The organism is Pararhizobium sp. (assembly GCF_965279435.1).
Taxonomy (GTDB): Bacteria; Pseudomonadota; Alphaproteobacteria; order Rhizobiales; family Rhizobiaceae; genus Pararhizobium.
In genome coordinates this window covers 3390720-3403771 of the sequence record NZ_CBDIHY010000003.1, presented here as the reverse complement: position 1 = coordinate 3403771, position 13052 = coordinate 3390720, and the positions used below count along the sequence as shown (strand labels likewise).

General features: G+C 58.8%; 9 protein-coding genes. 2 read left to right on the top strand and 7 right to left on the bottom strand.

Features of this window, described 5'->3' with window-relative positions; genetic code table 11:
* Positions 1 to 49 precede the first annotated feature (49 nt).
* The 4 genes from nagZ to ACQY8Q_RS22270 all read right to left on the bottom strand — a co-directional run bounded on the left by nagZ (position 50) and on the right by ACQY8Q_RS22270 (position 7264).
* Entirely contained in the window at positions 50 to 1066 is a 1017-nt protein-coding gene (gene nagZ, locus ACQY8Q_RS22285) for a beta-N-acetylhexosaminidase (protein ID WP_428428565.1), read from the bottom strand.
* A 145-nt stretch (positions 1067 to 1211) separates the two neighbouring features.
* On the bottom strand, positions 1212 to 4118 hold the full coding sequence (locus ACQY8Q_RS22280; RefSeq protein ID WP_428428564.1) for an SPOR domain-containing protein: 2907 nt from the start codon (positions 4116 to 4118) through the stop codon (positions 1212 to 1214).
* 62 nt (positions 4119 to 4180) lie between these two features.
* The gene (argS, locus tag ACQY8Q_RS22275) at positions 4181 to 5941 is read right to left on the bottom strand and encodes an arginine--tRNA ligase (protein ID WP_428429849.1); all 1761 of its coding nucleotides are present in this window, start codon (positions 5939 to 5941) and stop codon (positions 4181 to 4183) included.
* A 105-nt stretch (positions 5942 to 6046) separates the two neighbouring features.
* Entirely contained in the window at positions 6047 to 7264 is a 1218-nt protein-coding gene (locus ACQY8Q_RS22270) for a deoxyguanosinetriphosphate triphosphohydrolase (protein ID WP_428428563.1), read from the bottom strand.
* Between the two features lie 210 nt (positions 7265 to 7474).
* On the opposite strand from ACQY8Q_RS22270, the gene erpA reads away from it, so the two are divergent.
* The gene (gene erpA, locus ACQY8Q_RS22265; RefSeq protein ID WP_428428562.1) at positions 7475 to 7807 is read left to right on the top strand and encodes an iron-sulfur cluster insertion protein ErpA; all 333 of its coding nucleotides are present in this window, start codon (positions 7475 to 7477) and stop codon (positions 7805 to 7807) included.
* A gap of 133 nt (positions 7808 to 7940) precedes the next feature.
* Here erpA and ACQY8Q_RS22260 read toward each other — a convergent pair whose 3' ends face one another.
* Positions 7941 to 9215: a TadE/TadG family type IV pilus assembly protein gene (locus ACQY8Q_RS22260; RefSeq protein WP_428428561.1), complete on the bottom strand. Its 1275-nt coding sequence runs from the start codon at positions 9213 to 9215 to the stop codon at positions 7941 to 7943.
* Between the two features lie 387 nt (positions 9216 to 9602).
* Positions 9603 to 11063, bottom strand: a complete 1461-nt coding sequence (locus ACQY8Q_RS22255; RefSeq protein ID WP_428428560.1) for a phospholipase D-like domain-containing protein — start codon at positions 11061 to 11063, stop codon at positions 9603 to 9605.
* 145 nt (positions 11064 to 11208) lie between these two features.
* Here ACQY8Q_RS22255 and xth point away from each other — a divergent pair, with 145 nt between their 5' ends.
* Positions 11209 to 11997, top strand: a complete 789-nt coding sequence (xth, locus tag ACQY8Q_RS22250; RefSeq protein WP_428428558.1) for an exodeoxyribonuclease III — start codon at positions 11209 to 11211, stop codon at positions 11995 to 11997.
* Between the two features lie 37 nt (positions 11998 to 12034).
* Here the strand turns inward: xth and exoR are convergent, their stop codons facing one another.
* Entirely contained in the window at positions 12035 to 12838 is an 804-nt protein-coding gene (exoR, locus tag ACQY8Q_RS22245) for an exopolysaccharide production regulator ExoR (RefSeq protein WP_428428556.1), read from the bottom strand.
* Positions 12839 to 13052: the final 214 nt, after the last annotated feature.

The following is a 13052-nucleotide window of genomic DNA, read 5'->3' as shown; positions in this document are numbered from 1 at the left end:
CGCCGGCGTTACTCACAATTGCCCTGCCCCTGAAATCAGCTCATGCCCCTCAAGCGATAGTCAGCATGCCGTTAAACTCGTCGCGCAACGCTGCCTCGTCCGAGGCGTCGGGCTTGGCAAAACCAGCCTCAACAGCCTTCACACGGCGCAGCCTGTCTCCGGAAATGACCGGGACGACCCGCGCGACCTGATGCATTTCGTCCATGATGCCATGGCAATGCAACACCAGATCGAGCCCCGCTGCAATAATGCCGCGTGCGCGCGCCTCGATATCGCCCGCCAGTGCATTCATCGATACGTCGTCCGACATCAAAAGACCATCGAAACCGATGTGACCGCGAATGACGTCGCGGACCACCTTGGCCGACGTCGTTGCCGGATTGTCCGGGTCGATGGCGGTGAAAACGATATGCGCCGACATGCCCATCAATTCGTCCTTCATCGCAACGAAAGGCAGGAAGTCGCTCTTGGCCAGTTCATCGAAGGAAACATCGACCACCGGCAGCTTATGATGCGAATCGACAAAAGCCCGGCCATGGCCCGGCATATGCTTCATCACCGGCAGCATGCCGCCGGCCTTGAGGCCAGCCGCCGCAGCGGCGCCTATCTCCGCAACGGCGCGCGGATCGTAGCCATAGGCGCGATTACCGATGACGTCGCTGCTGCCTTCGATCGGCACGTCCAGCACCGGCAGGCAATCGATATTGATACCGAACCGCACCAGGTCAAACGCATGCAGGCGCGACATCAGCCAGGCGGCGCGCAGGCCCTGCTCGCGATCACGGCGATAGATTTCGCCGATTGCCGCACCGTTCGGATACTGCGCCACGATCGGTGGACGGATGCGCTGGACGCGGCCGCCTTCCTGGTCGATCAGCACCGGCGCATCGGGATTGCCGATACTGTCGCGCAAGGACGCCGTCAGATCGGCGATCTGGTTGGCTTCGCCAATATTGCGTCCGAACAGAATGAAGCCCCACGGACGTTCGTCCGCAAAGAAGGCCTTTTCGTCCGGGGTGATGGTCAGGCCTTTGCAGCCCGAAATGAATGCTTTTGATTCGGTCATGCCGCATGATAGCCGCAGCCCTTGGCAAGGCGAAAGCCGGTTTCTTGTCCTGTCTCACCATTCGCAGCTGTCGCGGCCTGCCCCGGACATGCAAAAGGCGCGGCCGTTGGGCCGCGCCTTTGATAACTTTCATTGCTGGACGAAATTATCGTGTCACAAGGCAGCTGCCGCCAGCGCTCTTGTATTGCGCGCACATCGCGTTTGCAGCGTCGCGGGAGCCGGCCGGAATACGAACCCGGTAGTAAGTCCCCTTGCCGGCGATCTCGGCCTTCTTGATATCGACACCCTTGCCACCGATGACACTGCCGAACTTGCCGGAGAGCGACTTGTAGGACGTCTGAGCTTCGGCTTCAGACGGCAGCGATGCGATCTGGATCACATAAGTGCCAGGTGCAATCGAGGCTGTCTCAACAGGCTTTGCTTCGGCGGCAGGCTGGGTTGCCGCGATATCGGACTTGAACGTATCGACAACCTTCTGCTCGGTAACGGGGCGCGTCTGCGGGACCGGATTGGCATTGGCAACATCCGTTGTCTTGACGGGGCGAACCGGAGCGGTTTCCTCAACCGTTGTGGAGGCGACTTCTGCAAGCGCGCTTTTCTGCCCCTGCTCGGCAAGCTGGTCCACTACCGGCTGCGTCTTCGGCGTCGAACCCGTCTCAACCGGCCGGGTCAAGGTCGTCGTCTTGACAACGTTGACCTGCGGATTGCCACTGTTGGCAGCAACATTGGTCTGCGGCTCGGCGACCGGTTCCTCACGGGCCACCAGCGTACCGTCAGGCTTGACGATCATCGTGCGAACCTTGCGCGGCGACACGGCAGGCGACTGTTCTGCATCGGCCGACATATTATCCGCCGTCGTTCCATCCGGCAGAAGCCGGGCACTGCCGTCGTCATCCACCGGCGTCACGCCGGGAAGATCGTCCTCGGCACCTTCATTGGGTAGATTTTCTGGCGTCAACGTCCGCTGAACCACATCGATCGGCTCCTCGCTGGAGGAGACCAGTGATCCCTGCTGAGGCGTCGTGTCCTGCGCACCGGCAACACGGTCGTAAACGGCCTTGTCCTGGTTCGGAACGGTCTTTCCGCCCTTTTCAACCGGCACCATCTTCACCGGCGACTTGTCCGCCAGGATGATTTTCGGCTCACCGCCGGACAGCGCCGAACCGGTGCCGCCCATGAAAGCATAGACACCAACGCCGCCGAAGATCGCCAGACCGGCAACGGTCGCGGCGAGCAGCGCCAGACGGCGCCGTCCCGAACCACGGCGCTCGTCGTCGTAATCGTTGTTGGCGGCATATCCGGAGCCAACGGCCAAGCGGTCGGAGGACGGGTCATTGTCCTGTGGCTGGTTGAGCGACCGGCGGAAGTCCTCTTCCATGGCCTTTTCGAACTCGTCGAAATCCTCTTCGACACGAACGTTCGATGACTGAACAGGCGCAGTAGCCGGTGCTGCATTGGCACTACGATCGACGCTCTGCGCATTGTGGCCCGGTGCCGCAAAAAGCTGAGCCATTTCAGCATCAATATCGAGATCGTAATCGGGGTGATGAACAGCCGGACGTTCCTGTTCGACAACAGGCAAGTGCGGAACGTTGAGATCAGCAATCGCCGTCAGGCTTTCTTCCGTTTCCGCAATCATCGACGGATCGAAAGCCAAGGCGCTTTCCGGCTCTTCGCGAACCTCTTCCACGGCTTCCGGAACGTAGCGCACAGGCGCTGCGACAGGAATGACGGGAGCAATGACCGGAGCTGCGGCAACAGGCTCGGCGGCAGCAAAGGCAGCTTGCTGCGCTGCCGGTTCAAATTCCGAAGGATCGACATCCAGATTGATATCAATATCGGAAAGATCCAGCTCGAACGTATCCAGATCGAAATCCGGCTCCGCATTGACGGGTGGCTTCAAGGCTGCGGCGGCTTCGATCACCACCGGCTCGGCGGCCACGGCGGCCGGTTGATAAACAGCTTCAGCGGCAGCCACAGTGACCGGCGCAGCCACGATGGCTGCGGCCAGCGGCGTAGCATACGCCTTCTGCGATGAGGCCCCGCCGTTCGAGGCGACGGGTGTCGCACGGCTGAACGTCGGCGTGAACGGGTAATTGACCTTGCGGGCAGTTTCCGCCGGAGTGGCGACTTTCACCTCTGGCGCTGGCGGAACCGGAAAACGCTCGATATCGGCCAGAAGCGCATCGATACCATGCACATCCGAAGGTGCGATAACGATGTCGCCAGATGCCGGGGCCGGCGCGTTTTGCCATTCGGGTAGTTCGGCCTGCATCAATGCTTCGGGCTCAGCGATGGGCTGTGCGACCTCGGAAGGGGAATAGTTTACGGGCTCGAACGCAACCGGGCTTTCGAAAACGGGAGAAACAACAACCGGCTCAGCAACCTCTGCAAAAGCCGCAGCGGAAAAATCCTGTTCCGGCTCAAAGTGAGGTGCCGCCACTGGACGCGCTTCAACGTGCGGCGCTTCGTCGTAGCTGATCGAGAGTTCGAGCTCCCGCTCCAAGTCTACGCCATCAACAACCGGTTCGCTCCACTGCTCGACTGCCCAGCCATTATCGGCTTCCGGGGCAATCGCCTCCGGCTGCTGCGACCAGGAATTTGCCAGGGAATGCTCTGGCGCGCTCACTTCGAAAGCAACATCCGGTTCGAAGGCGGGCTGCTCGACAGCGATCGGCTCGATGTTTTCGACTGGCGTGACCGCCTCGACAACTGGCGCGGCGATTTCGGCTGCATGGTATTCCTCGGCAAGCGGCGCAAAGGAAACGGGCTCTTCGACGTGGACCGGCTCTGCAGTATGAACTGCAGGAGCAACCTGCGGCGCATCGTAGAAATCGAATTCGCGCAGGAGCTCATCTTCGAGATCGAGAGCCGGCTCAGCGAGCACAGGCTCCCTGTTCACCATCTCGCGATGCCGTTCGAGTTCCTGCAGCTGCTGGACCGCAGGCCGATTGTCATAGCCGACAATACGGGCAAGTTCTGCCAAGGGATCATCGTCCGCCAAAACGCCGAAATCCGCAGTCCCGCTTCGTGCCAATTGTTTGTCTGCCATACGCTCCACTCACAACTACTAGCCAGTCATTGCCAGTGCATTGTGGGTAAATGGTGACAATACTATCGCATCTCATCCGGTGCAGCGGTACCTGTAATAGACAGGCCCGATTTCAACACCGAGGCGACAGCACGCACCAGCCCAAGTCTGGCAATAGTCAATTCTCCATTTTTATCGTTAACAAAACGTAATTCTGGAGACTCTTTACCTTTATTCCAGTGCGCGTGGAAGGCGCTGGCAAGATCATAAAGGTAAAATGCGATGCGATGAGGCTCCTGGGACAGTGCCGCAGCCTCAATGATACGCGGATATTCTGCCAATTTGGCAACCAGCTGCAGCTCGTTCGAATCAGAGATGTTGCCATTGATGGCACCAGCGAGATCAACGGTGGCGAAATCGATATCCGGGAAGGCAGCTCCGGCCTGCCGGAAAACCGACATGCAGCGTGCATGGGCGTACTGCACGTAGAAGACCGGGTTATCCTTCGACTGTTCCGTAACCTTGGCGAAATCGAAGTCCAGCGGTTCGGAACTCTTGCGGTAGATCATCATGAACCGCACCGAATCGCGGCCGACCTCTTCGACGACATCACGCAGCGTGACGAAATCACCCGACCGCTTCGACATCTTCACCGGCTCGCCATCGCGGTAGAGCTTGACCAGTTGGCACAGCAATACCGTCAGCTTCGAAGCGCCGCCGGATACGGCCCGCGCCACGGCTTCCAGCCGCTTGACGTAGCCGCCGTGGTCGGCGCCGAGAACATAAATCATCTCGTTGAAGCCGCGATCGTATTTGTCCTTGAAATAAGCAACGTCGGCGGCGAAGTACGTGTAGGATCCGTCCGACTTGATCAGCGGCCGGTCGATATCATCGCCAACCTCGGTCGAACGGAACAGTGTCTGCTCGCGGTCTTCCCAATCCTCCGGCGACTGCCCCTTCGGCGGCGGCAATGTACCCTTGTAGACGTGCCCCTTGTAGGTCAGGTCGTTGATGGCGTTGCGGATCGGCGTTGCGCCGTCCGCATGCAGCGTACGCTCGGAGAAGAACACGTCGTGGTGGACGTTGAGCGCGGCAAGATCCTCGCGGATCATCACCATCATCGCCGCCATTGTGCGTTCCTTGACGAGCGGCATCCACTTGTCTTCGGGCATGATGCGCAAGCTCGAGCCATACTCAGCGACAAGCGCCTCGCCGACCGGCACGAGATAATCGCCGGGATAGAGCCCTGCCGGGATCTCGCCGATCTTTTCACCCAGCGCCTCGCGGTAGCGCAGGAAAGCCGAGCGGGCGAGCGTATCGGTCTGCGAGCCGGCGTCGTTGATGTAATATTCCTTGGTTACCTCATAACCAGAAAATTTCAGCAGGTTGGCCAGAGTGTCGCCGACAACGGCGCCACGGCAATGGCCGACATGCATCGGGCCAGTCGGATTGGCCGAGACATATTCGACGTTAACCTTGCGCCCGGCCCCAACGGCACTCCTGCCATAATCGGTGCCTTCAGAGACCATCACGGTCAGCAGCTTCTGCCAATAAGCGATCGAAAGCTTGACGTTGATGAAGCCCGGGCCGGCGACCGAAACGCCGATGACTTCCGGATCTCCCTGCAGCTTGGCGACGATCTGGTCAGCCAGTGCGCGCGGATTCGTGCCGAGCGCCTTGGCCAGCACCATCGCAGCATTGGTCGCGACATCGCCATGGCTGGCATCGCGCGGCGATTCCACGCTGATTCGGCTGAAATCGAGCGATGATCGGTTTTCACGCACGATATCAAGCGCTTCTAGAACGTTTTTAATTCTTGATCCGAAGTCAGTGAAGAGATTCATAGCACCCATCCGCTCAGCTCCGCCCGAAGGCGCGAGGCCGCGTTCATATCGTTCTCATCAACGGCAGCCCGATATGCTCGATACTGCCGCCAATCGGCGCGGTGACTACCGCAAATCAGGGGTGTGGTCAAACAAACGCCTGTGCACGGAGATTGCATAGGTGTCTGTCATCCCGGCCAGGTAGTCACCGACATGGCGGGCCTTGGCCGGTTCTGCCATGCCGGGGATCTGGTCAATCCAGTAGTGTTTCAGCATCTCACGCGGATCGGCCATAAAGGCCTTATAGAGATCGGTGACGATCAACGCCGCGTCCTTGCGCACCCGCATGACATCCGGATGGCGGTAGATCCGCGTCATCAGCATTGTCTTGATCTGCTTGTCCGTCTCCGCCATGGCCGGGGAAAAAGTCGCAATAACCCTGCCCGCATTGCGCACATCGGAAGCACTTTGCGGGCGGATGTCCTTGAGATTGTCCTGCGCGACAGTGATCACGTCCTCGACCATGGCGGTGATCTGCCGGCGCATGATTTCATGGGTGAAGCGGCTGGCTTCAAGCCCTGGATAACGATCGCCGACCTCGCGCATCAACCCGGCAAGAAACGGTATCTCCTCCAGCATCTCGAACGTAAGATAACCGGAGCGTAAGCCGTCATCGATGTCGTGGGTGTTGTAGGCGATATCGTCGGCAATCGCCGCCACTTGCGCCTCGAGGCTGGCAAAGCTCGCCAGCTCCAGATCGTGCAGCGCGCAATAGTCGCGAATAGGCCGGGGCACGGGGCCACGCGTACCCTCGCCGTTTGCGGCCACCAGCGGACCGTTGTGCTTAACCAGCCCCTCCAGGCTCTCCCACGTCAGGTTGAGACCGTCGAATTCGGCATAGCGGCGCTCAAGCTTGGTGACGATGCGCAACGACTGCGCGTTATGATCGAACCCACCATAGGGCGCGAGCATTTCATGCAGCGCATCCTCGCCGGTATGGCCAAACGGCGTATGTCCGAAATCATGAACCAAAGCGACGCCCTCGGCGAGGTCCTCGTCCAGTTTCAACGCCCGCGCCAGTGCGCGGGCAATCTGCGCCACCTCGATCGTATGGGTCAGCCGCGTGCGATAGTGATCGCCATCGGCAGCGATGAAGACCTGGGTCTTGTGCTTCAACCGGCGGAAGGCTGTGGTGTGCACGATGCGATCCCGGTCGCGCTGGAAATCGGAGCGCGTCGGGCTGCCTGTTTCCGGATAAAGCCGCCCGCGGCTAGCCCACGGATCCGAGGCGAAAATCGCACGTTCACCGGCACCAAAACCAAGCGCATGTCTGTCCAATGTCATTTCCCGTTCAGCATCCCATTGACGCGGTATTAAAGCCTTCATACCTATAGTGAGCGCTGCAGGAAAGCACCGAGTGGAAATCGCTCGTGCCCTTGAACGAAAACAAGGCTTTGCGGCGCGCTTGCCCCTTCCCGTCCGTCGGCACTATTTGGACAACGGGTGACGTAAACAGCGAATCTCTCCGGTTCTTGACCCCGGTAGGAGGTAGATATGACGATAGATACCGTAACTCTCTCGGACTCGGCCGCGAAACGCATTGCCGTGATCCTGAAATCGGATGCCGAAAAGAAGGCCATGCGCGTTTCCGTCGAAGGCGGCGGATGTTCCGGCTTTTCCTATAAATTCGATCTGGTCGGCGATGCCGATGACGATGACCTCGTTCTGGAAAAGGGCGAGGCCAAAGTTCTGATCGACAGCATGTCGCTGGTCTACATGAGCGGCTCCGAAATCGACTTCGTCGATAACCTGCTCGGCCAGTCGTTTCAGATCAAGAACCCGAACGCCGTCGCAAGCTGCGGCTGCGGAACAAGTTTCTCAGTCTGAAGATAGCACCTCGGCAGGCAATCAACATTCAGGATTTAGCAAGCGTGTGATCGCAGCTTGATGGACCATCGTGTTTGAATCACGGTGGTTTTTGCGTGGCGGTAAAGCGATCTGAATCAAACGCCGCCAACCGCTATTGAACAAGCCGCACGCCGGCGCCACCAGAAAGCGCAGTGGGAACAAAAGCGCCCCCGGCCTCTGTCGGCTTCTGGAAGAACGCCGTACCCGATACGTAGAGATTCAAGACTTTGGCGATCAGCGTCGTGTAGCTCGATTCTGCGTTGAGGCTGCCACTGACGTTCCAGTCGATCACGGCATATGGCAGGTAAATAGCGCCATTGTAAAAGCTGCCAGCGGAGGTGTTGACGCGAAACTGCACGTTGCTATCCTTCGCTTGCCGTCCCTGGAACATCAGGATGCCGGCATGCTGACCAGTGGTGGGAGCCGATATCTGCAGGATCGCCGCGCCGTTCAACATCAATGGCGATTGCTGATCTTCGAAATAAAACAGCACATCTTTTCCCATCACTTTGGCAGATGTGTTCAATGTGAGAGCACCACCTCGAAAGGTGTAGATTCCGGGTTTCAGCGTGACGTCGTCACTCGCGTTCACCGTCAGCCCACCGCAGTAGACCCCGGGACCAATCGACGTCTTGCCATCACTGTTTATCGTCTTCAGGCTCTGGGACGTACACGCCGCCGTACGGGCGACTGGCTCTGCCATGCCGGCCAGAGGATCGGCGACAGTGGGAGAGCCATCCAAGGGTGGCGGTGAAATCGCCCTGCCGGAACCAAGCTTGGACCTGCCGTTGACAGCGATCGATGGCGCAGAGAACTTGCCCTGGTTCTCCATATAGAATGCACGTTGCGCATGCGCCGAATTCACCTGGAGGCCACATTCACTGATCACGGAGTTCGCATTCACGATCTTCAAGGCATCGGCTTTGCTGGGTTCCAGGATCAGGATGCAGGCGGAGCCGCCGGGTGTTCTGACGGCTTTCGCAAACACCGAAATCGGTATCGTTTTGAAACCGAACATATGCATGATGGCGGTTCGATGGTCCTCTTCGATCTCGACCGCCACCGTGTCACGCACGACGGTGACTTGATGTTCCCAGTCAGGAGCGGCCGGATCATTCGTTGTGATGCTACCAAGATGTGCGTCGAGAAAATTGAGCGCAACGGTTTTCTCACCTCCGGCAGGTTCGACTGCAGCCGCCAATGCTGCGGCATCGGCAGCGTTCTGCATGGCCGTTTTGCGGCTGAGGGCGGCAGCAAAGTCGACAGCAATGCCGAGAGCGATCATCAACGGTACAATCGCCAGCGCCGTCATCAGTCCAAAATTGCCTGATCGGCAACGCAGCAACATCAACGCACGGTGTATGATCGGCAATCTCGGGAAAGTCATGTCATACTCTCTGCGGCTAGACGTAATGTCCTTTGCCTATTCCCGCAGCCGGTCTTTCTAAACGCTTAATCCAGAAAGCAAATTTACGGTATGTGACACCACAATCCACATTCGATGATACCCATTTAACGGGTGCCGTGACGTTAATTAATCGGACAATTTATGGAGGGGAGCATGGGCATGGTAATCCCCCCCATTGCAGCCATGGAATCCCTGATGAGCGGTGTGAGGAATGCGGAGGTCGGACAAGGTTCAGAGGACACCTGCATCGACCCCAAGGCGCATTGCGGCTGGGCGAAAACCAGCAGCCCTGTTGCGATTGCGCGGAACTTAGCCTGTCAGGCGCTCGTTGGACGCGGAGACATTTTCCGGTTCGGATCCAAACACCTAGAGATAGGGTGACCCCAGCCAGAATATCTTGTTGAGCAGGCGCGTTGTAAACGGTTTGGCGCGCAGGTCGGCCAGTGTCACGGGCTGAGCAGTGCTCAACACGGCCTGCAGTCTATGCCCGACAGCGGTCGCGAAACCGGCGTCCAGTACCTCCAGATCGATTTCGAAATTGAGCCGTAGCGAACGCGGGTCGAGATTGGACGAGCCGACATAGGCCCACCGGTCGTCGACTGTCATCAGCTTGGAGTGATTGAACGCACCGGTGGCACGCCAGATCCGGCAGCCGCCCTTCAGGGTCTGGTCGAACTGCGCCGTCATCGCCCGATCCACCAGCACCAGATTGTTGACGGCGGGCACGACGATATCGACCTCCACGCCGCGCATCGCCGCCGTGACCAAGGCGCTGATCAACTCCCGGTCGGGCAGGAAATACGGCGACATGATGCGGATGTTGCGCCGGGCGACGGAAAAGGCCCCCATCATCATCTTGTGATTGGATTCATTGGCGCGGTCCGGTCCGGAGGGCACGGCCCGCATCAGCATGGTGGGTTTCTGCAAGGGTGGCGCCACCGAGATTTTCCATTTTTCGCCGTCTAGCGCTTCGCGGCTGGAAAATTGCCAGTCTTCCGACGCCACTTGGAAGAGATCGGCAACGACCGGACCCGATACACGAAAATGCGTGTCGCGCGCCTGCCCTTCTCCGGCAAACTCACCGGTAAAACCTGAGCGGATGTTCATTCCGCCGGTGAAGGCGACAGAGCCATCGACGACAAGGATTTTCCGGTGGGTGCGCAGGTTGGCGTAGGGCAACCGCAGCCCCATGATGATGTTGCCATTGAAGACTTTGGCGGTAACGCCACCTTGCTGCAGGTAACCGACGATGCTTGGCACGGAATAGCGCGCACCAACCGCATCGATAAGCACCCGCACGGCGACACCGCGTTTGGCAGCGGCAATCAAGGCATCAGCGAATCGCAACCCGATTGGATCGCGATCGAAAATATAGGTTTCGAGAAGCACAGAGCGCGTTGCGCCACCGATCTGCTCCAGCATCAACGCATAGGCAGAATCGCCACCCTCCAGCATCGTGATGCCGTTTCCACCACACATGCGATGCCGGCTGACACGATCCCCGAGCAGTTTCATCGCGCCGAATCGCTGTCCGAACCGTTCGGCGACCACCGTACTGGAAATGTCGAACTTGCCCATCGCATCCGGCCCACGCTCGCGGAACTGCGATCGCTGCTGCCCGATGGATGAACGGCGGATGCGGTTGATGCCGGCAATCGCATAGATCAGCGCGCCGATGATCGGCGACAAAAGGATGACACCAACCCAGCCCAGAGCCGAGCGCACCTCGTCCTTGGTCATTGTTGCGTGAATGGCCGCTGGAAGGCCAAGGATGATGGAAAGAACCGCGAGGATATGCGGCCAGTAGGTTGTCAGCAGATCGATCATGTGGCGAACTATAACGGGCCGGGATCAGGAAGCAATTCGGCCGCGCTCTACACGTCTTTCTGCCGCATCGGGTTTGTGAAAAAGGTGCACTGGCGCTAAAAGCAGAACAGGCCGCTGCGCCGTCAGCCAAAAGGACGTCATCCGCATGAAAATCGTTACCTGGAACATCAACGGCGTTCGGGCCCGCATCGACGTTCTCGTGGCCTGGCTGAAGGAATCGCAGCCGGACATCGTCTGCCTCCAGGAAATCAAGACGATGGACGAAGGCTTTCCGCGCGCCGAGATCGAGGCGCTTGGCTACCATGTCGAGACACATGGCCAAAAGGGCTTCAACGGGGTCGCCATACTGTCAAAGCTGCAGCCGGACGAAATCAATCGTGGCCTGCCAGGCGACGATACGGACGAGCAGTCGCGGTTTATCGAGGGAGTATTTTCCGTCAAGGGCGGTGCAATCCGCGTCTGCTCGCTCTATCTGCCGAATGGCAATCCGGTCGAAACAGAGAAATACCCCTACAAGCTATCCTGGATGGAGCGCCTGAACGCCTTTGCGCAAAGCCGGCTTGCGCTGGAAGAGCCACTCATTCTTGCCGGTGACTACAACGTTATCGCCGAACCGCATGATTGCTGGGACGTCAAGGTCTGGCAGAATGATGCACTCTACCAGCCCCGTTCGCGCCAGGCCTTCCGCCGGCTGGAAAACCTGGGATTTACCGACGCCGTCCGCTCAACGTCGGATGCCGCTCCGCTCTATACATTCTGGGATTATCAGGCGGGCTGCTGGCCGAAGAATTTTGGGATCCGCATCGATCACCTGATGCTGTCGCCGGAAGCGGCCGACAGATTGATCTCGACGGATATCGAGAAACACGTGCGCGCCTGGGAAAAACCATCCGATCACGTACCAGTGGCGGCACAGTTCAATTTTGCAGCTTGAAAGATGGGCTGACGCCTAAACGGCTCAGCCTGCCTGTTCAATCGCTGTCGCTATCGAGATGAATGCTGCTTGCCATGGCGACGGCCTTGCGGCGGTCATCCTCGCCGGCAATCGAGAAGGCCTGCTCCTGCAGCGACTGCAGCCACGGCCTTTCCTTCGGGGTACACTGGTCAAGTGCTGCGGTCATGTAGGCGAGCCCACGTGCCGTCTGGCCTTCCTGGAAGATCACGTTGCCGAAGACACCCATGGCACCGGCATGACCGTTCTTGCGGGCGCGGTTGAGCCATTTCTTCGCTTGCTGGACATTGACGTTACCGCCATCACCAGAGAGAAGCATTTTCGCAAGCTGAAACTGCGCTTCGGGAACACCGAAGGTGGAAGCGGCCTGGAAATAGAGCTGGCGCGCCTGGTTAAGATCGCTTTTGACGGGGCTGTCGGGAATACCACGGCGGTAGTAGCCCGCCAGTGAAATCAGCGCATTGACGAAATACCCGGTATCCTCGGACCCCGGCTCAACTCCCTTTTCGGCAATCTCGTTGTAGATCTTGAAGGCTTCTAGGTCGTTTTCAGCAACGCCGTCGCCGTAGGCGTACATATTGGCAAGTGCCCAGCGGGAGCCCGTATGGCCTTTTTCGGCTGCATAACGGTACGCTTCGACCGCCTCGTCCTTGCGGCCATTCTTGTAGGCGGAGAAACCGAACTTGAAGAGGGCGAAAGGCCCCGATTCCTTGGTGATGCCGGCATTCGGATCGAACGCATAGGCCACGCGGTGCTCAGCCGTCAGCGCGAGCGCAACACTCAGAACAAGAAACGTCAACGACCGGTAACTGCGTATCAGCATGATAGTCTATTTCTTCCGTTCAAACCCAAGAGCCGGTCCAAAAAAATTCCCAGGGAGCCTCTGTCGAAAGCGCCGCACACACCGGCATTTTCAAAACAGTAGCCAGCGTTTCCGGCAAGAGTGCGGCCCATATCGGCCACCCCGTGCATCCCACAGATCCCTAGCCTGCCAAACAGCCCTGAAAGGCTGCTTCGAAGTCTCGTAACATCATGAG